At 53.4% G+C, this 23,915-nt stretch carries 22 protein-coding genes and 1 tRNA gene; 17 read left to right on the top strand and 6 right to left on the bottom strand.

The features are described from left to right. Positions 1 to 3 precede the first annotated feature (3 nt). A complete protein-coding gene (gene imuA, locus RKA07_RS08590) occupies positions 4 to 693 on the bottom strand; it encodes a translesion DNA synthesis-associated protein ImuA (protein ID WP_200204333.1) in 690 nt (229 codons plus the stop codon). A gap of 144 nt (positions 694 to 837) precedes the next feature. On the opposite strand from imuA, the gene RKA07_RS08585 reads away from it, so the two are divergent. After that, positions 838 to 1,176: a 4a-hydroxytetrahydrobiopterin dehydratase gene (locus RKA07_RS08585; RefSeq protein ID WP_200204335.1), complete on the top strand. Its 339-nt coding sequence runs from the start codon at positions 838 to 840 to the stop codon at positions 1,174 to 1,176. On the opposite strand, the gene RKA07_RS08580 is transcribed toward RKA07_RS08585, so the two are convergent. Next, positions 1,167 to 1,334, bottom strand: coding sequence for a DUF2897 family protein (locus tag RKA07_RS08580; protein ID WP_265092138.1), 168 nt, complete (start codon positions 1,332 to 1,334; stop codon positions 1,167 to 1,169). The two genes, RKA07_RS08585 and RKA07_RS08580, sit on opposite strands and share 10 nt — an antisense overlap. A 145-nt stretch (positions 1,335 to 1,479) precedes the next feature. Between RKA07_RS08580 and RKA07_RS08575 the strand changes: the two genes are divergently transcribed. The 3 genes from RKA07_RS08575 (at position 1,480) to RKA07_RS08565 (ending at position 3,475) form a co-directional block, all read left to right on the top strand. Beyond that, positions 1,480 to 1,782: a monooxygenase gene (locus RKA07_RS08575; RefSeq protein WP_200204341.1), complete on the top strand. Its 303-nt coding sequence runs from the start codon at positions 1,480 to 1,482 to the stop codon at positions 1,780 to 1,782. A gap of 64 nt (positions 1,783 to 1,846) precedes the next feature. Then, the gene (gene yghU / locus RKA07_RS08570; RefSeq protein ID WP_310966117.1) at positions 1,847 to 2,728 is read left to right on the top strand and encodes a glutathione-dependent disulfide-bond oxidoreductase; all 882 of its coding nucleotides are present in this window, start codon (positions 1,847 to 1,849) and stop codon (positions 2,726 to 2,728) included. Between the two features lie 21 nt (positions 2,729 to 2,749). Further along, the gene (locus tag RKA07_RS08565) at positions 2,750 to 3,475 is read left to right on the top strand and encodes a ZIP family metal transporter (protein ID WP_310966116.1); all 726 of its coding nucleotides are present in this window, start codon (positions 2,750 to 2,752) and stop codon (positions 3,473 to 3,475) included. Between the two features lies 1 nt (position 3,476). Here the strand turns inward: RKA07_RS08565 and RKA07_RS08560 are convergent, their stop codons facing one another. Continuing rightward, entirely contained in the window at positions 3,477 to 3,725 is a 249-nt protein-coding gene (locus RKA07_RS08560; protein ID WP_200204346.1) for a YkoF family thiamine/hydroxymethylpyrimidine-binding protein, read from the bottom strand. A 28-nt stretch (positions 3,726 to 3,753) separates the two neighbouring features. Beyond that, the gene (ggt, locus tag RKA07_RS08555) at positions 3,754 to 5,532 is read right to left on the bottom strand and encodes a gamma-glutamyltransferase (RefSeq protein WP_310966115.1); all 1,779 of its coding nucleotides are present in this window, start codon (positions 5,530 to 5,532) and stop codon (positions 3,754 to 3,756) included. 193 nt (positions 5,533 to 5,725) lie between these two features. On the opposite strand from ggt, the gene purU reads away from it, so the two are divergent. The 12 genes from purU to pyrF all read left to right on the top strand — a co-directional run bounded on the left by purU (position 5,726) and on the right by pyrF (position 20,249). Continuing rightward, a complete protein-coding gene (purU, locus tag RKA07_RS08550; RefSeq protein WP_310966114.1) occupies positions 5,726 to 6,580 on the top strand; it encodes a formyltetrahydrofolate deformylase in 855 nt (284 codons plus the stop codon). A gap of 126 nt (positions 6,581 to 6,706) precedes the next feature. After that, the gene (gyrA, locus tag RKA07_RS08545; protein WP_200371084.1) at positions 6,707 to 9,355 is read left to right on the top strand and encodes a DNA gyrase subunit A; all 2,649 of its coding nucleotides are present in this window, start codon (positions 6,707 to 6,709) and stop codon (positions 9,353 to 9,355) included. A 50-nt stretch (positions 9,356 to 9,405) separates the two neighbouring features. Beyond that, positions 9,406 to 10,488 carry a 3-phosphoserine/phosphohydroxythreonine transaminase gene (gene serC, locus RKA07_RS08540; protein WP_310966113.1) on the top strand — a complete coding sequence of 361 codons (1,083 nt, stop codon included), beginning with the start codon at positions 9,406 to 9,408 and terminating at the stop codon, positions 10,486 to 10,488. A gap of 2 nt (positions 10,489 to 10,490) precedes the next feature. Further along, positions 10,491 to 11,588: a prephenate dehydratase gene (gene pheA, locus RKA07_RS08535; protein ID WP_200371086.1), complete on the top strand. Its 1,098-nt coding sequence runs from the start codon at positions 10,491 to 10,493 to the stop codon at positions 11,586 to 11,588. A 22-nt stretch (positions 11,589 to 11,610) separates the two neighbouring features. Continuing rightward, complete coding sequence (hisC, locus tag RKA07_RS08530) at positions 11,611 to 12,735, top strand: histidinol-phosphate transaminase (RefSeq protein WP_310966112.1); 1,125 nt, start codon at positions 11,611 to 11,613, stop codon at positions 12,733 to 12,735. Position 12,736: 1 nt separating this feature from the next. Beyond that, on the top strand, positions 12,737 to 14,995 hold the full coding sequence (locus RKA07_RS08525) for a bifunctional prephenate dehydrogenase/3-phosphoshikimate 1-carboxyvinyltransferase (protein WP_310966111.1): 2,259 nt from the start codon (positions 12,737 to 12,739) through the stop codon (positions 14,993 to 14,995). Beyond that, positions 14,995 to 15,675 (top strand): (d)CMP kinase, encoded by a 681-nt coding sequence (cmk, locus tag RKA07_RS08520; RefSeq protein ID WP_200204362.1) that lies wholly within the window; start codon positions 14,995 to 14,997, stop codon positions 15,673 to 15,675. Before RKA07_RS08525 ends, cmk begins: the two co-directional genes overlap by 1 nt. A gap of 130 nt (positions 15,676 to 15,805) precedes the next feature. Then, a complete protein-coding gene (rpsA, locus tag RKA07_RS08515; RefSeq protein WP_200204364.1) occupies positions 15,806 to 17,500 on the top strand; it encodes a 30S ribosomal protein S1 in 1,695 nt (564 codons plus the stop codon). Between the two features lie 132 nt (positions 17,501 to 17,632). Next, positions 17,633 to 17,929: an integration host factor subunit beta gene (locus tag RKA07_RS08510; RefSeq protein WP_100640373.1), complete on the top strand. Its 297-nt coding sequence runs from the start codon at positions 17,633 to 17,635 to the stop codon at positions 17,927 to 17,929. A gap of 67 nt (positions 17,930 to 17,996) precedes the next feature. After that, positions 17,997 to 18,299 carry a LapA family protein gene (locus RKA07_RS08505; RefSeq protein ID WP_200204366.1) on the top strand — a complete coding sequence of 101 codons (303 nt, stop codon included), beginning with the start codon at positions 17,997 to 17,999 and terminating at the stop codon, positions 18,297 to 18,299. Beyond that, positions 18,299 to 19,468 (top strand): lipopolysaccharide assembly protein LapB, encoded by a 1,170-nt coding sequence (gene lapB / locus RKA07_RS08500; RefSeq protein ID WP_200371089.1) that lies wholly within the window; start codon positions 18,299 to 18,301, stop codon positions 19,466 to 19,468. Before RKA07_RS08505 ends, lapB begins: the two co-directional genes overlap by 1 nt. 70 nt (positions 19,469 to 19,538) lie before the next feature. Beyond that, positions 19,539 to 20,249 carry an orotidine-5'-phosphate decarboxylase gene (gene pyrF, locus RKA07_RS08495; RefSeq protein WP_310966110.1) on the top strand — a complete coding sequence of 237 codons (711 nt, stop codon included), beginning with the start codon at positions 19,539 to 19,541 and terminating at the stop codon, positions 20,247 to 20,249. Positions 20,250 to 20,302: 53 nt separating this feature from the next. Here the strand turns inward: pyrF and RKA07_RS08490 are convergent. After that, positions 20,303 to 20,378 (bottom strand) — tRNA-Asn (locus RKA07_RS08490). 69 nt (positions 20,379 to 20,447) lie between these two features. Next, on the bottom strand, positions 20,448 to 21,632 hold the full coding sequence (locus RKA07_RS08485; protein ID WP_200204375.1) for a pyridoxal phosphate-dependent aminotransferase: 1,185 nt from the start codon (positions 21,630 to 21,632) through the stop codon (positions 20,448 to 20,450). Between the two features lie 213 nt (positions 21,633 to 21,845). On the opposite strand from RKA07_RS08485, the gene uvrB reads away from it, so the two are divergent. Next, positions 21,846 to 23,906 (top strand): excinuclease ABC subunit UvrB, encoded by a 2,061-nt coding sequence (uvrB, locus tag RKA07_RS08480; protein WP_200204550.1) that lies wholly within the window; start codon positions 21,846 to 21,848, stop codon positions 23,904 to 23,906. Positions 23,907 to 23,915: the final 9 nt, after the last annotated feature.

The following is a 23,915-nucleotide window of genomic DNA, read 5'->3' as shown; positions in this document are numbered from 1 at the left end:
AAGTTACCGTGCCGCCGTAGGCCAGGGGCCTTGAACCACTCGGGGTGTTTCATGGTGGGACAGACTTGCCCGATGAGCTATGGCAAGCGAGCAGCGTTGCCCCGGCCAGCTACCGCGACGTTTCACTACATTCACTTTCAGGCTCTGCTGATGGTCAGGCTCCAGCTCAAGGCGCAAGGCAGCCGGGGAGTTTTGTTCGGCGTAATGGCGCTCACGAAAAAGCACGCAAACGTTGCTTCCGGCCTCAGCCGCCAACTGCAAGCGCCGGATTTCCCGGGCAGCCAGTTTGCCGGGCCAAGCCATTACCAGGCCGGTAACCGGGGAGCGCAGGCAGTTTTCCAGAGTCCATAGAAAATCGCCCTTGTCTTCAGTGTGGATCATGATGACCTGATCCAGGTTGATGCCTTCTCTCGCCAGCGCCGGGGCATAGGGCGTGTGTGGCGGGTTCAGCCAGAACACGGTTTTGCCATCTTGCGAAAGCCTCTGCATTAGAGGCACTAACAGGGTCAGCTCACCGATACCGGGCGCGTCCAGCAGGCACTCGCTCAAAGCACCACGGGGCCAGCCAAGTCCGCCAAGCTGGTTATCCAGAGCCTGGTAACCGGTCGGTTCTGCCGGTTGAGTGGTTTTGTTGTGCCTGTGTCCCTGCCAGACACGGGCGTCCTGCATTAGCGTATTAATAAGCTCGCTCATGGCATATTTCCGAAATACTGTTTAAATATACAGTATTCCGAAGAGAGGCTGATTTCAAGACGCCGGTTGATAAAATGAGTGAGCGGACCCATCTTGTATTATCTATAGCGGTAGGAAATTCGGATATCAGCTCGGAGGTTATGCATGAGTGGACTGGCTGAACAGCATTGTGAGGCGTGTAATGCTAGCGCCCCCAAGGTAACCGATGAGGAGAAGCGCTCACTGCACAAAGGCGTTCAGGATTGGGAAATCCTCAGCGTCGATGGCGAAGAGCAATTGCGCCGGGCATTTAAATTCAAAAATTTCGCTCAGGCTCTGGCGTTTACCAACATGGTGGGCGAGCTGGCTGAGGGAGAGAATCATCATCCGGCTATCTTGCTGGAATATGGGAAGGCGACAATAAGTTGGTGGACCCACTCAATCGGTGGGCTGCACAAGAATGACTTCATCATGGCTGCGAGAACAGACGCGGCTTACCACTGATCGTCTTTTTTTTCCTCGGCTTCAAGCTCTGCCTTGCGCTTACGGATTTTCTCCAGCTTGTCTTTCGGAATATGCATTTTGCTGGCTGAGTCCCGAAGCATGAACAGACTGCCCAATATCAGGCCCAGGGCAGCGAGTATAAAAATCCAGCCTATCATTGGCATACGCCAGGTTCCCTTTTGGTTGGTATCGTGTTGTTGAAGTGTTTTCTTCTATAGTGGAATGTCCTGGCCGGCTTGGCAGAACGTTCCATGTCTTATTAAGCATTATGGCAGCGTCTGCCGAAAACAGGAGTTCTATCAGATGGCAAAGTTATTACAGGTTGATTTTCCTTTTACTGGTCCTTTTGGTGCAGAAATGGCTGAGGCGCTAAAAGATCTTGCTGTTTCTATCACTGAAGAGCCCGGCTTTATCTGGAAAATATGGACAGAGAACGCATCTGAAAATGATGCTGGCGGGATTTACCTTTTTAAAACAGAAGAAACGGCTCAGGCTTATCTTGAAAAGCACACAGCAAGACTCAAGGGGCTTGGTGTTGAAAAAGTTCATGGCAAAATTTTTGATGTGAACCTGGACTTGTCGAAGATCACAAACGGGCCTGTTTAAGGTTCTGAAATCGGCGCAAAATACATTCATTAGCAAACAAACAGTGTTCAAGGAGCCCGTCATTATGAGCGATTCCAGCTACGTCCCGCCCAAAGTCTGGAAATGGGAGTCTGCAAGCGGTGGCGCTTTTTCAAATATTAACCGCCCCATTGCTGGCCCGACTCACGATAAAGAGCTGCCAGTTGGTAAGCATCCTTTTCAGCTTTATTCACTGGCTACGCCAAATGGTGTGAAAGTTACGATAATGCTGGAGGAGCTGCTGGAGCTGGGTATTAACGAAGCGGAGTACGATGCCTGGATCATCCGCATTAATGAGGGCGAGCAGTTCGGCAGCGGGTTTGTGGATGTGAACCCCAACTCCAAAATACCCGCGCTGATGGACCGGTCTCAGGATCCTGCTGTTCGCGTATTTGAATCTGGTTCCATACTGCTTTACCTGGCGGAAAAATTTGATCGGTTCCTGCCATCGGATATCAAAGGGCGCACCGAAACGCTTAATTGGTTGTTCTGGCAGATGGGCAGTGCGGCTTTTGTGGGTGGTGGCTTTGGACATTTCTTTGCCTATGCACCTGAAAAGTACGAGTACCCCATTAACCGCTACACCATGGAAGTGAAGCGGCAGCTGGATGTGTTGGATCGTCAGTTGGCCAATAACCAGTATATTGCCGGCGATGAGTACACCATTGCCGATATGGCAGCCTGGCCTTGGTACGGCGCCCTGGTGACTAACGCCGTATACGATGCCGCAGAGTTTCTTGAGGCGCACACCTACACCAATGTGATGCGCTGGGCACTGGAGATTAAAAAGCGCCCGGCTGTGCAGCGTGGGCGTATGGTGAATCGCGCTTGGGGTGAGCCAGAAACCCAGCTGCATGAGCGCCACGATGCGAGCGACTTTGAGTACAAAACCCAGGATAAGATTGGTGGGGTTTCCGAAGGCTCCTGATTAATTAATTCAGGCATTTTGATGATTTCTGACATTGCCTACATCGTTGGCCTGACTGCTCTTGCCGGTATCTGCATCCCACTTGGCGGATTACTGGCAAGGGTTGAACGCATCGGTCCCAACTGGCTGGAACAGGAGTTTCGGCACTTTCTGATCGCCTTGGGCGGGGGCATTTTGCTGGGTGCCGTGACCATTGTGCTGATACCGGAAGGGCAGTCGAGCATTGGCGATTCTTTCTGGGCTATTCCCGCCATTATTGCCGGTGGCCTGCTGTTTTTCTGGATTGAGCGGATGCTGGGCGTTCATCATCGGGAATCGCCGCAGTTGATAGGGGTGATGCTGGATTTCGTGCCCGAAGCCGCCGCCTTGGGTGGGCTGATCATCGTTAACCCAAGCCTTGCGCCCTTGATGGCTGTGCTGATTGCTATGCAAAACCTGCCGGAAGGCTTTAACGCCTACCGCGAATTTCTGGACAAACCGGGTTATACATCAAGGAAAACCCTGGCAGTCATGACTGGACTGGCAATGGCTGGGCCGGTTGCAGGGTTGCTTGGGTACTTCTTCCTGTCTGAGCAGCCCGTGGTTCTGGGAACCATCATGCTGGTGGCATCTGGCGGTATTCTGTACCTGATTTTTCAGGATATAGCGCCCCAGTCCCGATTGGACAAGCACTGGGGGCCTCCACTTGGTGCGGTGTTAGGGTTTTGCCTGGCATTGTTCAGCGATATGCTGGTTACGCAGGCTTGAATTACTTCGGCCTCCGATCACCCTCCATAATCTTGGCAACAAAAACCGACTTTCCGTAGGTCTCGAATGACCACCTCATGGCGTCTGAGAGTACCTTCATAACTTCGTCGTACTCGCCGAAGATTTCGGTGCTCATACGACCGGCGACAACTTGCAGGCCGGTCTCTTCCAGCCGGGCGATGAGGTCCCAGATGGGTTGTTTATAGTCATCCTTGAGGGGATAACAGCTCAGTTGTACAGACAGAAACATAATAGATGCCTCCAGTTTGTCTATTGAGTTAGTAGCCCATGGCCGAAGACGTGCTGCGCCTCGGGTCTGCTCCGCCATATAGCGTGCCATCTTCTCCAATCATAATACTCTGAATGGCACCCATAGCCGAGTTGGTGACCACCTTGTGCCCCCGGCTTTCCAGCAGGCGTATAGTGTCCTTGCTGATACCTTGTTCAATGCGAATTTCATCCGGCAACCACTGGTGATGTATGCGTGGCGCGTTGACGGCGGTTTGTATATTCATGCCGTGGTCAATCACGTTCATGATCACTTGCAGGGTTGTAGTGATAATGCGCGAGCCGCCAGGGCTGCCGGTGACCAGAAAGTTGCGGTCACCTTTGCGCACAATGGTGGGCGACATGGAGCTGAGCATGCGCTTACCAGGCTCCACTTTGTTTGCTGCGCCGCCAATCAGGCCGTAGGCATTGGGCACGCCCGGCTTGGCGCTGAAATCGTCCATTTCATTGTTGAGCAGAAAGCCGGCACCTTGTACGGTGATGCCTGAGCCATAACTGAAGTTGATGGTGTAGGTGTTTGATACCGCATTGCCCCACTTATCTACAACCGAAAAATGCGTGGTTTCAGGGCTTTCGTAGCTTGCTGGTTGGCCGGGACGAACCTCACTCGCCGGGCGAGCCTTGTCCATCTTGATGCCTTGCCGCAATTCGTCGGCATAAGATTTACTGGTCAGTCCTTTCAGTGGCACGTCTACATAATCCGTATCGCCCAAATATTCAGAGCGGTCGGCATAGGCCAGCTTCATGGCTTCGGCCATATAGTGAATCGTATCCGCCGAGTTGTGGCCCAGCTCTGAGATAGGGAAGCCTTCAAGAACATTCAGTATCTGCACAATGTGAGCGCCTCCAGAGGAGGGCGGTGACATGGAATAGATATCGTAGCCCCGGTAGTTTCCATGCACAGGGGCGCGCACAGCCGGCTGATAGTTTTCAAGATCCTGTCGGGTAATGAGGCCGCCGTGCCTTTCCATTTCTTCAACAATCAGCCGTGCAGTTTCCCCTTCGTAAAAACCTTTCACGCCATCATCTGCAATACGCTGCAGGGTGTCTGCCAGTTCCGGTTGACGAAAACGCTCGCCGGCTTGCCAGGCGGAGCCGTCTTCCTTGTAAAAAGTTGCCTGGGTTGCGGGCCAGCGCTGAAGCCGCTCGCGGGCTTGTTCAAGACCTTCGCTGAAGCGCTTAGGAACAATAAAACCCTCCCGGGCAAGTTTGATTGCCGGTGCCAGTGCCTGCTTCAGGGATATAGTGCCGTGGCGTTCCAGTGCCAAGGCAAGGCCGGCAACGGTGCCGGGGACACCCGCAGCCAGGTGGGTAAACCGGCTGCGATCCTTGACCACTTCTCCGGATTCATCCTGATACATGGTTTCAGTGGCGCCTGAGGGCGCTTTTTCCCGGTAATCTATGGCTTCCGGTTCAGAGCCATCGCCTTTTGAGATCAACATGAAACCACCACCACCGATGTTTCCGGATCTTGGCTGGGTGACGGCCAAGGCAAAACCGGCAGTTACAGCGGCATCCACAGCGTTGCCGCCGTTTTTCAGTACGTCCAGAGCTACCTCTGTAGCCAGGGTGTGGCTGGTTGCCACCATGCCGTTAGACGCGCTGGCGGGGTAAAAGCGCTCGCCCTCCAGAATGGCCTGGCTGAAAACCGGTGATGCCAGAGTTGCAAGGTATACAGTCAGGCTTGCCATCAGGGTGAGTGCGCGTAGCCTGCCTGAGGGTACAGTGAGTCGGGCTTTTCGAATTTGCTGGTGCGGGCCTCTGTCCATGTCTCCATTCCTCGTTTCTGATGTTCAGATAGGCTATAATAGCCCGTCATTTTATAGGGTGCGTACCGGCTAACCCTGGTTCCTGTTCGGGTTCCTGTTCGGGTTCCTGTTCGGGTTCCTGTTCGGGCTGCCGTTTCCGGCAAGAGTTTTCGTCGCATCCGCTTTCCCGTTTGTCAGTTAAGGAAAGGCTTTCATGGAGCATACCTACCGTCTTGTGATTTCCTGCCCCGACGGGGTTGGAATTGTCGCCAAGGTGAGTAATTTTCTGTCCACTTATAATGGCTGGATAACCGAAGCAAGCCACCACTCCGATACCCATAGTGGTTGGTTTTTCATGCGTCACGAAATCAAAGCTGAGTCTATCCCGTTTGGCCTTGAGCAGTTCCGTGCGGCATTTGCGCCGATTGCCCGGGAATTCAACATGAATTGGCATATCGCCGATTCGGCCCAGCCCAAAAAAGTGGTTCTGATGTGCAGCAAGGAGTCCCACTGCGTGGCTGACCTCCTGTACCGCTGGCACAGCAATGAAATCAACGCTGAAATTGTTGCTGTTATCTCCAATCATGATGATTTGCGTAGCATGGTGGAGTGGCATGGTATTCCATACCACCATATTCCGGTGAGCAAGGCTAATCGTGAAGAAGCGTTTGCCCAGGTCGACGAGTTTTTTGAAGGCTACAAAGCCGATGTGGTGGTGCTTGCGCGCTATATGCAGATTTTGCCTGCCGAGCTTTGTGCAAAGTACTCAGGCAAGGTGATCAATATTCATCACAGTTTTCTGCCGTCCTTTGCCGGGGCACGTCCCTATCACCAGGCATACAGCCGCGGCGTGAAGTTGATCGGCGCTACCTGCCATTACGTGACTCAGGACCTTGATGAAGGGCCGATTATTGAGCAGGACGTTATTCGCATCAATCACAGCGACACCATCGAAGACATGGTGCGTCTGGGTAAGGATGTAGAGAAAAATGTTCTCGCACGGGGATTGCGCTCTCATATCGAAGATCGCGTGATTACCCACGAAAACAAGACGGTAGTATTTGATTAAGGCTGACGCACAGTTGCCCCCAGCAGGGTGCGACTGTGGTAGAGTTGGCGGTTTGACGAAGAATAATTATGGGGCCGGGAAGCGGCCCTGAAACGACTTCCAGATAACGCAAAGGAACCTTTCTCGATGGGTGAATTAGCCAAAGAGATCCTGCCGGTCAATATTGAAGACGAACTGAAGCAGTCTTACCTCGATTACGCCATGAGCGTAATTGTCGGGCGAGCACTTCCTGACGTGCGGGATGGCCTCAAGCCGGTTCACCGTCGTGTTCTGTTCGCTATGTCCGAACTGAACAACGACTGGAACAAGGCCTACAAGAAGTCTGCCCGTGTGGTGGGTGATGTTATTGGTAAATACCACCCGCATGGTGACTCTGCTGTTTACGACACCATCGTTCGTATGGCCCAGCCTTTCTCTCTGCGGTATCCGCTGGTAGATGGCCAGGGCAACTTTGGTTCTATCGACGGTGATAACGCGGCAGCCATGCGTTACACCGAAATCCGCATGAAAAAAATTGCACACTCGTTGCTGGCGGATCTCGAGAAAGAAACCGTAGATTTTGTTGATAACTACGACGGCACAGAGCGCATTCCTGAAGTTATGCCTACCCGGGTTCCTAACCTGCTGGTGAACGGCTCTTCCGGTATCGCTGTAGGCATGGCGACCAACATTCCGCCCCACAACCTGACCGAAGTGGTTAATGGTTGTTTGGCGCTGATTGATAATCCGGATCTCACCTGCGATGAACTGATGGAGTTCATTCCGGGTCCGGATTTCCCGACAGAAGGTATCATCAACGGCCGTGCCGGCATTGTTGAAGCCTATCGTACCGGTCGTGGCCGCATCTACATTCGCGCCCGCCACGAAATCGAAACCGATAAGAAAACCAATCGTGACGCCATTATTATCACCGAGCTGCCGTATCAGCTGAACAAGGCTCGTCTGATCGAAAAGATCGCTGAGCTGGTGAAGGAAAAGCGACTGGAAGGCATCACCGAGCTGCGGGATGAGTCCAACAAGGAAGGTATTCGGATCTTTATAGAGCTGCGCCGTGGTGAAAACCCGGAGGTTGTGGTCAACAACCTGTTCAAGCACACCCAGCTGCAGACGGTATTCGGTATCAACATGGTTGCGCTGATCAACGGCGAGCCAAGAATACTTAACCTTAAAGAAATGCTGGATGCGTTCGTGCGCCACCGCCGTGAAGTGGTCACTCGCCGTACTATCTTTGAGCTGCGTAAAGCCCGTGAGCGTGGCCACATACTTGAAGGCCTGACTGTTGCGCTGGCCAACATCGATGAGATGATCGAGCTGATCAAGGCCTCCCCAAGCTCTGTGGAAGCCAAGGAAAAGCTGATGGCCCGTGGCTGGGCGCCAGGTGATGTAATGGCGATGCTTGAGCGTGCTGGCGAAGATGCCTGCCGCCCGGACGATCTGCCAGAAATCTATGGCCTGCGCGATGGCCTGTACTTTATGTCTCCGGAACAGACCCAGGCTATCCTGGATATGCGTCTGCACCGCCTGACGGGGCTGGAAACTGAAAAGCTCCAGAACGAGTACAAGGAAATCCTGGAAAAAATTGCTGGCTTGCTTGAGATTCTGGCTGACCCTGATCGTTTGATGCAGGTTATCCGTGAAGAGCTGGAAGCCGTAGTAGAAGAGTTTGGTGATGAGCGTCGCACTGAGATAACTAGCTCACAGCGTGACCTCACAATCGCCGACCTGATTGATGAAGAAGAGCTGGTTGTAACTATCTCCCATAGTGGTTACGCGAAGACTCAAGCAGTTGAAGATTACCAGGCTCAGCGCCGTGGTGGCCGTGGTAAGGCTGCGACCTCCATGAAAGACGAAGATTTCGTTGAAAAGCTTCTGGTGGCCAACTCCCACGATACCATTTTGTGCTTCTCAAACCGGGGCAAGGTGTACTGGTTGCGAGTGTTCGAGATTCCTCGTGCCAGCCGTGCGTCTCGTGGCCGGCCGATGGTGAACATTCTGCCGTTGGATGAGGGTGAGCGTATCACCACATTCCTGCCGGTGCGTGATTACCCCGAGAACCAGTTTGTCCTTATGGCAACGTCTGCCGGCGTGGTCAAGAAGACGGCTCTGCCCAACTTCTCACGCCCACGCAGCAGTGGCCTGATTGCCTTGTCTCTGGATGAAGGCGATACATTGATCGGCGCGGCAATAACCGAGGGCGATGCGGAAATCATGCTGTTTTCTTCAGCTGGCAAGGCGGTTCGCTTTAATGAAGAAGCCGTTCGTCCGCTGAGCAGAACAGCCCGTGGTGTGCGCGGTATCAGAATGCCAGAAGGCCACCAGGTGGTCTCCCTGATCATTCCACAGGAAGGCGGCGTTATTCTGACCGCGAGTGAGAATGGTTATGGCAAGCGCACTGCACTTGAAGAGTTCCCAACCTACGGCCGTGGCAGTCAGGGCGTTATTGCCATGCAGTGCTCCGAGCGTAACGGCAACCTGGTAACGGCACTGCAGCTGTTCGAAGGCGACGAAATGATGCTGATTTCCGACAAGGGCACGCTGGTTCGTACCCGTACGGATGAAGTATCGGTTCTCAGTCGGAACACTCAGGGTGTACGTCTGATCAGATTGAGCCAGGAAGACGAGCGCCTGGTCGGTGTGGAGCGGATAGCTGAAACCGACGATGACGACATCGAAGATGCTGATGTAGATGTTGAAGATACAGATATCGAAGGCGAAGACGTTTCAACCAACGAAAGCGAAACTAACAGTCCGGAACAGGATGCTGGCGAGGAATAAGCCAGCACTGCCGAACACCGAATCCGCAAGACGTGAGAGACCACAGGAACATGAGCAGGGCGTATAACTTTTGTGCAGGTCCGGCAACCTTGCCGGAAAGTGTGCTGGCACAGGCACGGGATGAAATGCTGGACTGGCGTGGCACAGGCATGTCCGTAATGGAGATGAGCCACCGTAGTGATGCGTTCGTTGAGATCGCCGAAACTGCTGAGCGAGACTTGCGTGAATTGGCTGGTGTATCAGATGATTACGCCGTACTTTTCATGCAGGGTGGAGCATCAAGCCAGTTCTCCACGATTCCTCTGAACCTGCTTGGTGACAAAACGTCTGCGGATTATGTAAATACTGGAATCTGGTCGAAAAAGGCCATTGATGAAGCCAGACGCTACGCCGGTGTGAATGTGGTTGCGAGCTCGGAAGAGGGCGGCTTCGTCAGCATTCCTGATCAAGCCGCCTGGCAGACCAGTGCCGATGCCGCATACCTGCATTACACCCCCAACGAAACTATCGGTGGACTGGAGTTTGATTTTGTTCCCGATAGCGCCGGCGTTCCATTGGTGGCAGACATGTCTTCTACCATGCTTTCGCGCCCGGTAGATGTTTCAAAGTTTGGTCTTATCTACGCAGGTGCCCAGAAAAACATAGGCCCCTCCGGCCTGGTTGTTGTCATTATCCGGAAAGACCTCCTTGGCAAAGCCCGCAAGGACACGCCAACCATGATGAATTATCAGGTGATTGCGGATAACGGCTCCATGTACAACACGCCTGCAACATACTCCTGGTATCTTGCGGGGCTGGTTTTCAAGTGGTTGAAAGCCCAGGGCGGCGTAACTGCCATGGGCGAGACAAACCGCAGGAAAGCAGAAAAGCTGTACGGCTTTATTGATGCTAATGAGTTTTACGCCAACCCAATCGACCCACGCTTCCGTTCCTGGATGAACATTCCCTTCACCCTTCAGGATGACGCCCTCAACGGTGCTTTCCTTAAAGGAGCCGATGCGCGGGGCTTGTTGAATCTGGCAGGGCACCGCTCGGTGGGAGGTATGCGTGCCAGTATCTATAACGCCATGCCTGAAGCAGGCGTAGATGCCTTGATCCAGTACATGACTGAATTTGCGAAGGAGCGGGGCTGATCATGAGTGATGAGCAGACTCGCTTAGGAGAATTACGGGTAGAAATAGACAGCCTTGATCAGCAGATTATGGAGTTGATCAGTGCTCGTGCGAAATGCGCACAGGAAGTGGCCCATGTAAAAATGGATGCCAACCCTGGGGAGGATGTGTTTTTTTATCGCCCGGAGCGTGAAGCCCAGGTGCTGCGCCGTATCAAGGAGGCCAACCCCGGCCCATTGCCAGATGAAGAAATGGCGAGACTATTCCGGGAAATCATGTCGGCTTGCCTGGCGCTGGAAAAGCCCATGCATATTGCCTTTTTGGGTCCTATCGGCACTTTTACCCAAGCTGCAGCGCTCAAGCATTTCGGTCACTCAGTAGTGAGTGTGCCTTTGCCGGCGATTGATGCGGTTTTCCGCGAGGTAGAATCCGGAGCTGCTCATTATGGCGTTGTGCCAGTTGAGAACTCCACGGAAGGCATGATCAACCACACCCTTGATATGTTCATGACATCTCCGTTGAAAATTTGCGGTGAGGTGCAGTTGAGAATTCACCACCATCTGATGGTGTCGCCGGAATTCCGGGATCAGGAAATTACCCGCATATACTCCCATCAGCAGTCTTTTGCCCAGTGTCGCCAGTGGTTGGATACCCATCGCTACGGGATTGAACGGGTAACCGTTTCCAGCAATGCTGAGGCGGCTCGCCGTGCAGCCAAAGAGCCGGGTACAGCAGCAATTGCTGGCGATATGGCCGCAGAGCTCTATGGCCTGGAAAAACTGGCGAACAGCATTGAGGACCGGCCGGACAACACCACCCGGTTCCTGATTATTGGCCGCGAAGATGTCCCTGCTAGCGGGCACGACAAATCATCCATTCTTGTCTCCATGAGAAACAAGCCGGGCGCTTTGTATCAACTGCTTGAGCCGTTTCACAGTCATGGTATCAGCCTCACGCGGATTGAAACCCGGCCGTCACCAAGTGGCACATGGGCCTATGTGTTCTACATCGATTTTGAAGGCCACATGAGCGATGAGCAGGCTCGCAAAGTGCTTGCCGAGGTAGACGAAGAAGCCGTCGAGCTCAAGCGCCTGGGTTCCTATCCCATCGGTGTTCTTTAGTAGATAGTTTTAAGGAAGGTATATGGCCATCGATTATCAGAGCCTTGCGGTAGAAGGCGTTCAGGCTTTGTCTCCCTATCAGCCGGGCAAGCCAATCAGTGAGCTGGCCCGTGAGCTGGGGCTGGACCCCGCCGAAATTATCAAGCTTGCCAGCAATGAAAACCCTTTGGGCCCCAGTAAAAAAGCAATTTCAGCGGCCGAAAACGCGCTGAAGGAACTTTGCCTGTATCCCGATGGCAATGGGTTTGAACTGAAGCAAAAGTTGTCTGCATATCTCGGTGTGAACCCGGGCCAGATTACGCTCGGAAATGGTTCAAATGACGTGCTCGAAGTGATTGCCCGTTGTTTTGCCGGTGCGGATTCGGAAATTGTATTTTCCCAGTATGCGTTTGCTGTTTATCCAATTGTTACTCAAGCTATTGGCGCCAAAGCGGTTGCCGTGCCGGCCAAAGACTGGGGTCACGACCTGGATGCCATGGCGGCGGCAGTCACAGAGCGCACTCGCCTGGTCTTTGTAGCCAACCCGAACAACCCTACGGGCACCGTGCACGATTCAGACGCGATTGAAGCATTTTTGGGCAAAATTCCGGCCGATGTGTTGGTAGTCCTTGACGAGGCCTACTACGAATACATGACCGGAGAGAAAGACCCGGATGGTGTTGCGCTACTAAGCCGTTTCCCCAATTTGATCGTGTGCCGTACCTTTTCCAAAGCCTGGGGCCTTGCTGCTCTGCGCGTTGGTTACAGCATCAGCTCACCGGCGATTGCCGATATCCTCAACCGCGTGCGCCAGCCTTTCAATGTAAACTCCACTGCTCTTGCGGCCGCCGCCGCGGTGCTGGAGGACACAGATTATCTGCAGCGCTCCCGCGCTGCCAACACCGCTGGCCTGAAGCAGTTGCAAGAAGCCTTCGATCAGATGGGTCTTCGGTATATTCCCTCATCGGGGAATTTTGTGGCCGTTGAAGTGGGGCCGCAAGCTATGGGGGTATATCAGGCATTACTGAGCCACGGAGTCATTGTGCGCCCTGTAACAGGCTACGGCATGCCCAATCATCTTCGGGTGTCCGTGGGGTTGCCTGAACAAAACGAACTATTTCTCAACGCCCTCGCAAAAGCGTTGGCGGCAGCAGGGCAGGGAGCCTGAGGTGCCAGTGCGCGAGCCGCTATTTCAGCGTGTAGCCATAATCGGGTTGGGCCTGATAGGTGGTTCGTTGGCGAGTGCCATCCGGAAAAACAACCTTGCTCGGGAAGTGGTTGGGGTGGATCAGCGCAAAGAGGATCTTCTGTTAGGTCAATCGCTGGGTGTAATTGATACGGTTGCGGAAACCACTGCAGAGGCAGTGCGGGGCGCAGACCTTATCGTACTGGCGGTGCCAGTGCAGGCGACCCGCAAGGTGTTAGAGGAGATACGCCCACACCTTGCAGCAGATGCCATTCTTACTGATGTGGGCAGTACCAAGTCTGGCTTTGTAAAAGATGTAGAGGCGGTATTTGGTGAGTTTTCGCCTCGCGTTATTCCCGGGCACCCGATTGCGGGATCAGAGCGAAGCGGCATTCGTGCGGCCAATCCGGATCTGTTCAGCAATCACAAGGTAATACTGACGCCTCCGGATAACGTCAGCGCCCCTCATCTGGAAAGGCTCCAGGCCTTGTGGGAAGCCTGCGGTGCCACTGTGCTCACCATGTCTGTGGCGTATCACGATGAAGTGTTGGCGGCGACGAGCCACTTGCCCCATCTGATTGCCTTCTCGCTGGTGGATACACTGGCTGGAGAAGACGAGAACATGGATATTTTCCGGTATGCTGCAGGCGGGTTCCGTGATTTTACCCGCATAGCCGCGAGTGATCCGGTTATGTGGCACGATATTTTTCTTTCCAACCGCGATGCCGTTCTCCGGGTTATTGACCACTTTACCCAGGATCTGGATCAGCTGCGCACAGCAATAGCGGATCAGGACGGCGCCACATTGCTGCGAGTGTTCGGCCGCGCCAAAGCAGCACGCGAACACTTTTCAAAAATGCTTTCAGGACAGGCTTACGTGACAAATAACAGTGAAAATCAGGTGACGTTCCGTCTTCAGCCCGGCGGCTCAGTAAATGGCGACATTCGGGTGCCCGGCGATAAATCCATTTCTCATCGCTCGATTATGCTCGGAGCGCTTGCAGAGGGCATAACTGAGGTAAAAGGTTTCCTCGAAGGAGAGGACAGTCTTGCAACGCTGCAGGCTTTCCGTGACATGGGTGTTGCCATCGAAGGGCCGGATAACGGCTTTGTGCGCATTCACGGCGTCGGAATGAACGGCTTGCAGGCGCCTCGTGGGCCAATATACCTCGGCAATTCAGGCACCGGCATGCGCTTGTTTGCGGGACTGTTGGCGGCGCAGCCATTTGCGTCCGAACTGACGGGTGATACCAGTCTTTCCGGACGGCCCATGAATCGTGTTGCCGATCCGTTAAGAGCCATGGGTGCTGTTATTGATACCGCCGAGGGCGGTCGCCCGCCTCTAAAAATTCACGGTACTCAGGATAAGAAGTTGACCGGTATTCATTACGATATGCCGGTTGCCAGTGCTCAGGTTAAATCCTGCCTGTTGCTTGCCGGCTTGTATGCCGATGGCACTACGTCTGTTACTGAGCCTGCACCAACGCGGGATCACACCGAGCGTATGCTGGCGGGCTTTGGCTACAAGGTAGAGCGTGAAGGTCCCACAGCCAGCGTTAAAGGTGGTGGCAAGCTGAAAGCCGGCGTGATTGATGTCCCGGCAGATATTTCATCAGCGGCCTTCTTTATGGTTGCCGCGAGCATTGCTCCGAATTCTGATCTGTTACTGCGCCATGTGGGCATGAACCCGACACGGGTAGGGGTAATTAATATTCTGCGCCAGATGGGTGCCAATATTGAAGTTATGGCCGAGCGTGAAATTGGTGGCGAGCCAGTGGCCGATTTGCGCGTTCGCTCAGCAGAGCTCAAAGGCATTGATATACCGGTAGACCAGGTGCCCCTGGCCATCGACGAATTCCCGGTGTTGTTTATTGCGGCTGTCTGCGCAACTGGCCGTACGGTTCTGACCGGCGCTGAGGAACTTCGGGTAAAGGAAAGTGATCGCATTCAGGTGATGGCTGATGGCCTTGCAACACTTGGGGTGGAAACCACGGTTACGGAAGATGGCATTATTATCGAGGGCGGGCAAACCATTAAAGGCGGCTCTGTTTACAGCCATGACGACCATCGCATTGCTATGTCTTTTGCAGTGGCCTCGTTGCGCGCCACCGAAGAGATCGAAATTAACGGCTGCGCGGTTGTGGCAACATCCTTCCCGGGCTTTGTGGAGCTTGCGAAGGAAACGGGTATCCAGATATCCGCCGAGGGGGCCGAAGGCGGCGCTGAACAGGGAGCACATTAATGTCGAAAGGCAAGGCACCAGTCATCGCAGTGGATGGCCCGGGCGGATCGGGTAAGGGCACAGTTACTCAAATGCTGGCCAAAAAACTGGGCTGGCATCTGCTCGACAGTGGCGCGCTATATCGGCTGACCGCGCTTGCTGCCATTCGCCAGAACGTGGCCCTGGATGATGAGGCACAACTGGTGCGCGTAGCGGCTTCGCTGGACGTTGCTTTCGAGCCCACCCCTGAAGGTGAGCCTGCGAAAGTGATTCTTGCAGGAGAGGATGTTACCTCGGAAATTCGTACCGAAACCTGCGGGGATAATGCATCGCGCATTGCTGTAATGCAGCCGGTTCGGGATGCACTTTTGCAGCGTCAGCGGGATTTTCAGCAAAGCCCCGGGCTGGTTGCTGACGGTCGCGACATGGGCACAGTGGTGTTCCCGGATGCCACCGTTAAAATTTTCCTGACGGCCAGCGCAGAGGAGCGCGCACGCCGGCGTTTCGGCCAGTTGAAGGCAGCGGGTGTCGATGTTAGTATTGACGCCCTTTTAGAGGAGATACGGGTTCGTGATGAACGGGATATGAACCGTTCCGCAGCCCCTCTCAAGCCCGCAGACGATGCGCAAGTCATTGATTCTACGGGGTTGAGTATACAGGAGGTGCTAGACAGGTGTATGGCCGCAGCAGGTCAGACCTGACTACACCTTTTTGTCGTTGAAATACCGGGAGCAGCGTAATCTGCCAGCCGCTGGCTGATTCCGGAATTTATTAACAGACCGTGTTGCTGGCGACACGGAGCATACTTGCATTGAACCTATAGGACTCATAATGAGCGAGAGCTTTGCGGATCTTTTTGAAGAAAGCCTAAAAGAAATTGACATGAAACCAGGTTCCATCGTCCAGGGAACCGTAGTTGATGTTGATAGCGACTGGGTCACAGTTAACGCCGGGCTGAAGTCCGAAGGTGTTATCCCCGCCTCCCAGTTCCTGAATGAAAAAGGCGAGTTGGAAGTAGCTATTGGCGACGTAGTCGACGTAGCACTGGATGCAGTGGAAGATGGTTTCGGTGAAACCCGTCTTTCCCGTGAAAAGGCCAAGCGTGCTGAATCCTGGAAGGTACTCGAGAAGTCCTTCGAAGCGGAAGAAGTCGTCAAAGGTATTATTAACGGCAAGGTTAAGGGTGGTTTCACCGTTGATCTGGCTGGTATTCGTGCGTTCCTGCCAGGTTCCCTGGTAGACGTTCGTCCGGTTCGCGACACTGCGCACCTGGAGAACAAGGAGCTCGAATTCAAAGTTATCAAGCTGGACCAGAAGCGTAACAACGTGGTTGTTTCTCGCCGCGCCGTTCTGGAAGCTGAAAACAGCGCCGAGCGTGAAGCTCTGCTCGAAACCCTGACAGAAGGTCTGTCAATTCAGGGTATCGTCAAGAACCTGACCGACTACGGCGCGTTCGTAGATCTGGGCGGTGTTGACGGCCTGTTGCACATTACCGATATGGCTTGGAAGCGCATCAAGCACCCGAGCGAAATCGTAAACGTTGGTGACGAGATCAACGTTAAAGTACTGAAGTTCGATCGTGAGCGTAACCGTGTATCTCTGGGTCTGAAGCAGCTGGGTGAAGATCCCTGGGTTGATATCAAAGGCCGTTACCCTGAAGGTACCAAGGTTACTGCACGTGTAACCAACCTGACCGATTACGGCTGCTTTGCCGAGCTGGAAGAGGGCGTTGAAGGTCTGGTTCACGTATCTGAAATGGATTGGACCAACAAGAACATCCACCCATCCAAAGTCGTTAATGTTGGCGACGAAGTGGGCGTGATGATTCTGGACATCGATGAAGAGCGTCGTCGTATCTCCCTGGGTATCAAGCAGTGCGTATCCAACCCATGGGAAGATTTCTCCGGCAACTTCAACAAGGGCGACCGCATCTCCGGTAAGATCAAGTCAATCACTGACTTCGGTATCTTCATCGGTCTGGACGGTGGCATCGATGGTCTGGTTCACCTGTCAGACATCAGCTGGAACGAAACAGGCGAAGAAGCCGTTCGTGAATACAAGAAGGGCGACGATGTTGACACCGTTATCCTGTCTGTAGATCCCGAGCGTGAGCGTATTTCCCTGGGTATCAAGCAACTCGAAAGCGATCCGTTCGCCGAGTTTGTTCAGCTGAACGATAAAGGCTCTATCGTCAAGGGCACTGTTTCCGCCATTGATGCCAAGCAAGCTACTATCGCTCTGAACGACGAAGTTGAAGCGATTCTGAAAGCTTCCGAAATCAGCCGTGACCGCGTTGAAGATGCGCGTAACGCTCTGAAGGAAGGCGAAGAAGTCGAAGCCAAGATCATCAGCATCGACCGCAAGAACCGCATCATCAACCTGTCTGTCAAGTCCAAGGACGTTGAAGACGACAAGCAGGCTATTGATACAGTGCGCAGCAAAACTGCAGAAACTTCCTCCGGTGCGACCACCATTGGTGATCTCATCAAGGAGCAAATGCAGCAGCAGAACGCCAACAAGGACTAATATCCGGTTGGTAAGAAAAAAACGGGCTCTAAGAGCCCGTTTTTTTTGTGTTTTTTTCTGATTTAGCTAAACTGAGGAAGTGGGAATTCGGCAATCATTGGCCGAATAAATAAGAAAAGAGGGAAGTGCCTCATGACGAAGTCAGAACTGGTCGAATTAATTGCCTCGAAACAAACGCAGCTCTCGGTTAAAGATGTTGAGTTGGCGGTAAAAACAATTATTGAGCATATGTCCCAGTCTCTTGCTAACGGACAAAGAATCGAGATCCGGGGGTTTGGTAGCTTCTCCCTTCACCATCGCGCCGCCCGTACCGGTCGGAATCCGAAAACCGGAGAGGCTGTGCAGTTGCCAGCAAAGTATGTTCCTCACTTCAAGCCCGGCAAGGAACTTCGTGAGCAGGTGAATGACAGTTTGAAGCAGGGTTTTTAGGCTTTTCATCTCTGAATTGAAACACCTATAATTCGGACACTTATCAGCGTTTGGGAGAGCTAAAGCTATGGCAGGATTACAGAAGATCCTCTTGATTCTGTTGGTACTGGTCCTGGTATTGCTGGCGCTTGTGTTCTCCCTGAATAACCAGATGGCGGTTGCTCTTAACTTTCTGGTATTTGAGACCAAGCCCCATGGTGTCGCCGTCTGGATTATCATGTCGTTTGTTATCGGTGCGCTGGTTGGAATACTGATCACCATTCTCGCCACATTCCGCACATCGATTTCCCGCAAGACTCTTCAGAAACGACTTGGTCGCGCCGAACAGGCATTGGAAAAATCCAAGGCCCAGAACGACCAGGCTATTTAATGGACATAGTGTTTCAGTGGCTACTGTTGACTGTTGCAGTTGCCGTTGGCTGGTTTGTCGGCCGGCTGGGTAATGGTCGTAGCCGGGCCCGAACAAAGATTGCCGATGAAGACTCTGTCAAAGATCGGTTGCAGTTTCTATTCACGAATTATTCAGATCAGGCCGTCGATAATTTTGTGCAGTCGTTGGCTGTAAACAAGGATACCGTAAGTCTCCACCTCTCTATTGGCAGGCACTTTCGCAACAAAGGCGAAACGGATCGAGCCATTCTCGTGCACCAGAATTTGCTCGCAAGGCCTGAACTGCACCCCCGGTTCTCCCCCCAGGTAACGCTTGAGCTTGCAATGGATTTCCTGAATGCCGGCTTGTTGGACCGAGCTGAAGCGCTATTGCAGCAGTTGATGGGAGATCGGGAGTACGGCCGAAAAGCTGCACAGCAACTCATCGAGCTTTATCAGCAAGAGCGGGAGTGGGGCAAGGCTGCAGATGTAGCTCGAGCCCTGACCAAAAATGATGCAGATCCCGGGATGTTCAAGGACCTTGCTTATCTTACCTGTGAGTTGGCGGAAAAGGCACTTGTGAAGGATGACCGCTGGGGCGCTCAGAAGCTTGCCAAAGAGGCGCTGGATTACGACCGCTCCTGTGTTCGCGCTACATTGATTTTGATGAAGATTCTGGTCCGGCAGGGCAGCTATCGAGATGCGGGTAACCAGGGGTTGAAAGTCTTTGATCAAAACCCGGATTTTGGGCCAGAAGCCATTGATCGCCTTATGAAGCTTGAACACGAGCATGGAGATATTGGCAGGCTGGTCAAGAAATTACGTAAATTATACGAGGCCTACCCGAGTACCAGCTTGCTATTGGCTCTGGTAGAGTCGGTAGAGCGAGTTGCAGGCCGCCCTGCCGCAATCGAGCTGCTGCGCATGGAACTGGAAATACGCCCGAGCATGAGAGGTCTGTTACGGCTTGTTGAGATGGCAGGCTATGAAAAGGGTATGACCACTGACGAAGGGCGCCTCGTTAGTCGTATCGGTCTCATGATTCTTGCCAACAGGCCGGTTTACCGTTGTGTAAGTTGCGGCTTCTCGGGGCAGCAGCTGCACTGGCTATGCCCCAGCTGTAAACAATGGGAGACAGTTCGTCCCATACAGGGCGTTGAGGCTGAGTAGCTTTGTTCCCTGTTTTCAGTTTTTAACATCTACCTTCATTCTTTATCAAAACCTCGCAGGACATACCAACGTGCAAACTTCGAACGACCCCAATATCATCGTTGCTCTGGACTTCCCCTCTGCAAACCCGGCGCTGGAGCTGGCAGATAGGCTGGATCCGGCAAAGTGCCGGTTAAAGGTTGGCAAAGAACTTTTTACACGCTCCGGCCCTCAGCTGGTTGAAAGCTTGCAGAAGCGCGGTTTTGATGTGTTTCTGGATCTGAAATTCCACGATATCCCTAACACGGCCTCGTCAGCTGTCGCTGCTGCTGCAGATCTTGGCGTGTGGATGGTTAATGTGCATGCGTCTGGTGGTGAGAAAATGATGTTGGCTTGCCGCGAACGTCTGGAGTCGTTTGGTAAGGATAAGCCACTGCTGATCGCTGTAACGGTTCTTACCAGTATGGACGCTGATGATCTTGCCGGTATCGGGATAAGCAGTTCTCCCGAAATCCAGGTTTCCCGCCTGGCAACCCTGACCCGTAACTGTGGTCTTGATGGTGTTGTCTGTTCTGCGCAGGAAGCAAGCAAGTTGAAAGCAGAGCAGGGTATCGACTTCAAGTTGATTACCCCGGGTATTCGGCCCTTAACTGCCGATAAAGGCGACCAGCAGCGCATCATGACCCCCAGTGATGCCCTCAAAGCCGGTTCCGACTACCTTGTTATAGGTCGTCCGATTACACAGGCTATGGATCCTCTGGCAGCGTTGGAGGCTATTTATGCTGAAGTGATGGGTCTTTAGGGTGTAAAACGAAAAAACCCGCTAACTCAAAGAATTAGCGGGTTTTTAAATAGTGGCTCCCCGAGCTGGGCTCGAACCAGCGACAAACGGATTAACAGTCCGTTGCTCTACCAACTGAGCTATCGGGGAACGTCGTCATGTGACGAGGCGCGTATATTAAGATTACGCCACGGCCTCGTCAACCCCTTACCGAAGTTTTTAGCCCAAAGCCTTCTGCAACCGCTCAATGGCCTTTTCCAGATTATCCATGCTCGTCGCAAAACTCAGGCGCATGTGGCCAGGGCAACCAAATGCAGAGCCCGGAACCAGCGCAACACCCGCTTCGCTCAGCAGCTTCTCTGCGAACTCCACATCGTTGCTGACACCTTCGGTGGCATCAATTGCTGCCTGGAAGCTTGGGAACACGTAGAAGGTGCCGTCGCCTTTCAGGCATTCAACACCCGGCAACTTGTTCAAAGCAGCTACCAGCCAGTCATGACGCTTTTCGAACGCCTTGACCATCTCACCCACGCATTCTTGCGGGCCATCCAGAGCGGCCTGTGCTGCGGCCTGGGAAATGGAGCAAGGGTTTGAGGTGCTTTGAGACTGAATTTTCTTCATTGCCCCAATGATTTTAGCGGGGCCTGCAGCATAACCGATACGCCAGCCCGTCATGGAATAAGCCTTGGATACACCGTTGAGAACAAAGGTGCGATCGTAAAGCTCGGGGCAAGCATTGAGAATGTTGCAAAATGGCTGACCCGTCCAGAGGATAGGCTCGTACATATCATCAGTAGCGATCATGATGTTCGGGTGCTTTTTCAGCACCTCGGCAATGGCCTTCAGCTCTTCCATGGTGTAAGCCATGCCACTGGGGTTGGAAGGGCTGTTGATCACGAACAAGCGTGTACGCTCGGTGATGGCACCTTCCAGTTGTTCCGCAGTGATCTTGAATCGGGTGTCTGCTCCGGTTTCGATGATAACCGGCTTGCCCTCAGCAACCAGAACCATATCCGGGTAGGATACCCAGTAAGGCGCGGGAATAATGGCCTCGTCGCCAGCATTCAGAGTCGCCAGGGCAAGGTTGAAAAAGCTCTGTTTGCCACCACTTGATACGAGTATCTGGTTGGCTTCGTATTCCAGGCCGTTGTCCCGTTTGAATTTCGCAATGATTGCTTTCTTTAAGGCTGGCGTACCATCAACAGCTGTGTACTTTGTCTGGCCACTTTTGATGGCCTCAATGGCTGCCTGCTTGATGTGCTCCGGGGTATCGAAATCCGGCTCGCCTGCACCAAGGCCGATGATATCCTGGCCCGCTGCACGCAATTCGGCAGCTTTGTTGGTGACCGCGAGGGTGGGGGATGGCTTGATTGCCTGTACTCGGCTGGAAAGTTGAAGGTCCAAACTTGCGCTCCTTAAAGCTGCATCTGATAGGTCCGTGACCGGCGGGGTGTCTGAATCCTTGCCTTATGGCGGCTGATTTTCGCCCAGCCGTCGATCGCGTTGATGGTACCATGAAGCTGGCGTAACAATAAATTTCTCTCTTGGGCCAAGTCTTGCAACCGTAAGATATGGCTGGGATTCGTAGTTTGTATGAGTGGAGGTTGTGTGCCGATTATGGGCAGTAATGATTCCAGCAATTCAGGTAAAGAAGGCGTCTTCATTGTTGACTCGCCATTTGAGCCCGCAGGCGACCAGCCAAAGGCTATAGAAGGCCTGATTGACGGCATTCATTCGGGATTGGCAAGCCAGACATTGTTGGGCGTTACCGGCTCGGGCAAGACGTTTACCGTAGCCAAGGTGATTGAATCGGTACAACGTCCGACCATTGTCATGGCTCATAACAAAACCCTGGCTGCGCAGCTCTACGGCGAATTTCGCGAATTTTTCCCCGATAACGCCGTGGAATATTTCGTGTCTTACTATGATTATTACCAGCCAGAGGCCTACGTTCCGTCATCTGATACATTTATTGAGAAAGATGCCTCTATTAACGAGCACATCGAACAGATGCGGTTGTCCGCCACAAAAGCACTGCTTGAGCGTCCGGATGCCATTATCGTGGCAACGGTATCTGCAATCTATGGTTTGGGTGATCCCAAGTCCTACCTGAAAATGATGTTGCATCTGGATAGGGGCGACAAGATAGACCAGCGGCATATTCTGCGCCGGCTGGCTGAGTTGCAATACACCCGCAACGACATCGAATTCCATCGGGCCAATTACCGGGTGCGGGGTGATGTTATCGATGTGTTTCCGGCGGAATCGGAAAAGGAAGCCGTGCGCATCGAGTTGTTTGATGAAGAGGTGGAAAACCTCAGTTATTTCGACCCGCTTACCGGCGAAGTGCTCCGACGGGTTCCCAGGGTTACGATCTATCCCAAGTCGCACTATGTCACACCGCGGCAGACGATTCTGGATGCCGCGGAGCGAATCAAGGTGGAGCTGGACGAGCGCCTGCAGCAGCTCCGGGACAACAACCGCCTTGTGGAAGCCCAGCGGCTCGAAGAGCGAACCCGCTACGATATGGAGATGATGAACGAGCTGGGCTATTGCAACGGCATCGAGAACTACTCTCGCTACCTTTCAGGCAGGGAGCCCGGCGAAGCCCCTCCAACACTGTTTGATTACCTGCCGCCGAATGCGCTGCTGGTTGTTGATGAATCCCACGTGACCATTCCGCAAATCGGTGCCATGTACAAAGGCGACCGCTCCCGGAAAGAAACCCTGGTGGAGTATGGGTTCCGCTTGCCGTCTGCGTTAGATAACCGGCCCATGCGGTTTGACGAATGGGAGCGCATCGCGCCCCAGATGATCTTTGTGTCAGCCACACCCGGCAATTACGAAGCCGAACATGCGGGGCAGGTGGTAGAGCAGGTTGTGAGGCCCACTGGCTTGTTGGATCCGGTGATAGAGGTTCGCCCGGCATCAACACAAGTGGACGACCTGCTTTCTGAAATACACTCCCGGGTAAAGGTAGACGAGCGGGTTCTGGTCACCACGCTGACCAAACGTATGGCAGAAGATCTGACGGACTTCCTGATGGAGCACGATATTCGTGTGCGTTATCTGCACTCGGACATAGACACGGTTGAGCGCGTAGAAATTATTCGTGACCTGCGCCGGGGTGAGTTTGATGTGCTAGTGGGCATCAACCTTCTGCGTGAAGGGCTGGATATGCCGGAAGTATCGCTGGTGACCATTCTGGATGCCGATAAAGAAGGCTTTCTGCGCTCTGAGCGAGCATTGATCCAGACCATCGGCCGGGCCGCCAGAAACCTCAATGGTAAAGCCATTTTGTACGGCGACCGCATTACCGGTTCCATGCAGCGTGCTATTGATGAAACGGATCGCCGGCGTGCCAAACAGCAAGAGCATAACGAGGCCCACGGCATCACACCTCAGGGTCTTAACAAGAAGGTTGCAGACATCATGGAGGGTGCCGGCGGCGGAGGTCGTGGCCGGCGTAAATCCAGCCGGCCCGGTGATATGGCGGCTGAAGAGGCTGAACAGTATCGAACCCGTGTTGGCAGCCGTTCGCCACAGGATTTGCTCAAGGAGGTGACACGCCTTGAGGACGAGATGTACAAAGCTGCTGCCGAACTCGATTTTGAGGCTGCCGCCCGCTTGCGGGATGAAATATCCGGCCTTAAAGAGGCAGCTCTGAGAACCGGTTAAACCGGTTCT

Source organism: Marinobacter xiaoshiensis, assembly GCF_031631795.1.
GTDB classification, from domain to species: Bacteria; Pseudomonadota; Gammaproteobacteria; order Pseudomonadales; family Oleiphilaceae; genus Marinobacter; species Marinobacter xiaoshiensis.
The sequence above is the reverse complement of the archived record's forward strand: the minus strand, read 5'-3'. Positions and strand labels throughout refer to the sequence as shown.

Bases quoted from the DNA above. Each gene is read 5' to 3' on its own strand.
- imuA (WP_200204333.1), bottom strand. From the start codon at position 693: ATGAGCGAGCTTATTAATACGCTAATGCAGGACGCCCGTGTCTGGCAG.
- RKA07_RS08585 (WP_200204335.1), top strand. From the start codon at position 838: ATGAGTGGACTGGCTGAACAGCATTGTGAGGCGTGTAATGCTAGCGCC.
- RKA07_RS08580 (WP_265092138.1), bottom strand. From the start codon at position 1,334: ATGATAGGCTGGATTTTTATACTCGCTGCCCTGGGCCTGATATTGGGC.
- RKA07_RS08575 (WP_200204341.1), top strand. From the start codon at position 1,480: ATGGCAAAGTTATTACAGGTTGATTTTCCTTTTACTGGTCCTTTTGGT.
- yghU (WP_310966117.1), top strand. From the start codon at position 1,847: ATGAGCGATTCCAGCTACGTCCCGCCCAAAGTCTGGAAATGGGAGTCT.
- RKA07_RS08565 (WP_310966116.1), top strand. From the start codon at position 2,750: ATGATTTCTGACATTGCCTACATCGTTGGCCTGACTGCTCTTGCCGGT.
- RKA07_RS08560 (WP_200204346.1), bottom strand. From the start codon at position 3,725: ATGTTTCTGTCTGTACAACTGAGCTGTTATCCCCTCAAGGATGACTAT.
- ggt (WP_310966115.1), bottom strand. From the start codon at position 5,532: ATGGACAGAGGCCCGCACCAGCAAATTCGAAAAGCCCGACTCACTGTA.
- purU (WP_310966114.1), top strand. From the start codon at position 5,726: ATGGAGCATACCTACCGTCTTGTGATTTCCTGCCCCGACGGGGTTGGA.
- gyrA (WP_200371084.1), top strand. From the start codon at position 6,707: ATGGGTGAATTAGCCAAAGAGATCCTGCCGGTCAATATTGAAGACGAA.
- serC (WP_310966113.1), top strand. From the start codon at position 9,406: ATGAGCAGGGCGTATAACTTTTGTGCAGGTCCGGCAACCTTGCCGGAA.
- pheA (WP_200371086.1), top strand. From the start codon at position 10,491: ATGAGTGATGAGCAGACTCGCTTAGGAGAATTACGGGTAGAAATAGAC.
- hisC (WP_310966112.1), top strand. From the start codon at position 11,611: ATGGCCATCGATTATCAGAGCCTTGCGGTAGAAGGCGTTCAGGCTTTG.
- cmk (WP_200204362.1), top strand. From the start codon at position 14,995: ATGTCGAAAGGCAAGGCACCAGTCATCGCAGTGGATGGCCCGGGCGGA.
- rpsA (WP_200204364.1), top strand. From the start codon at position 15,806: ATGAGCGAGAGCTTTGCGGATCTTTTTGAAGAAAGCCTAAAAGAAATT.
- RKA07_RS08510 (WP_100640373.1), top strand. From the start codon at position 17,633: ATGACGAAGTCAGAACTGGTCGAATTAATTGCCTCGAAACAAACGCAG.
- RKA07_RS08505 (WP_200204366.1), top strand. From the start codon at position 17,997: ATGGCAGGATTACAGAAGATCCTCTTGATTCTGTTGGTACTGGTCCTG.
- lapB (WP_200371089.1), top strand. From the start codon at position 18,299: ATGGACATAGTGTTTCAGTGGCTACTGTTGACTGTTGCAGTTGCCGTT.
- uvrB (WP_200204550.1), top strand. From the start codon at position 21,846: ATGGGCAGTAATGATTCCAGCAATTCAGGTAAAGAAGGCGTCTTCATT.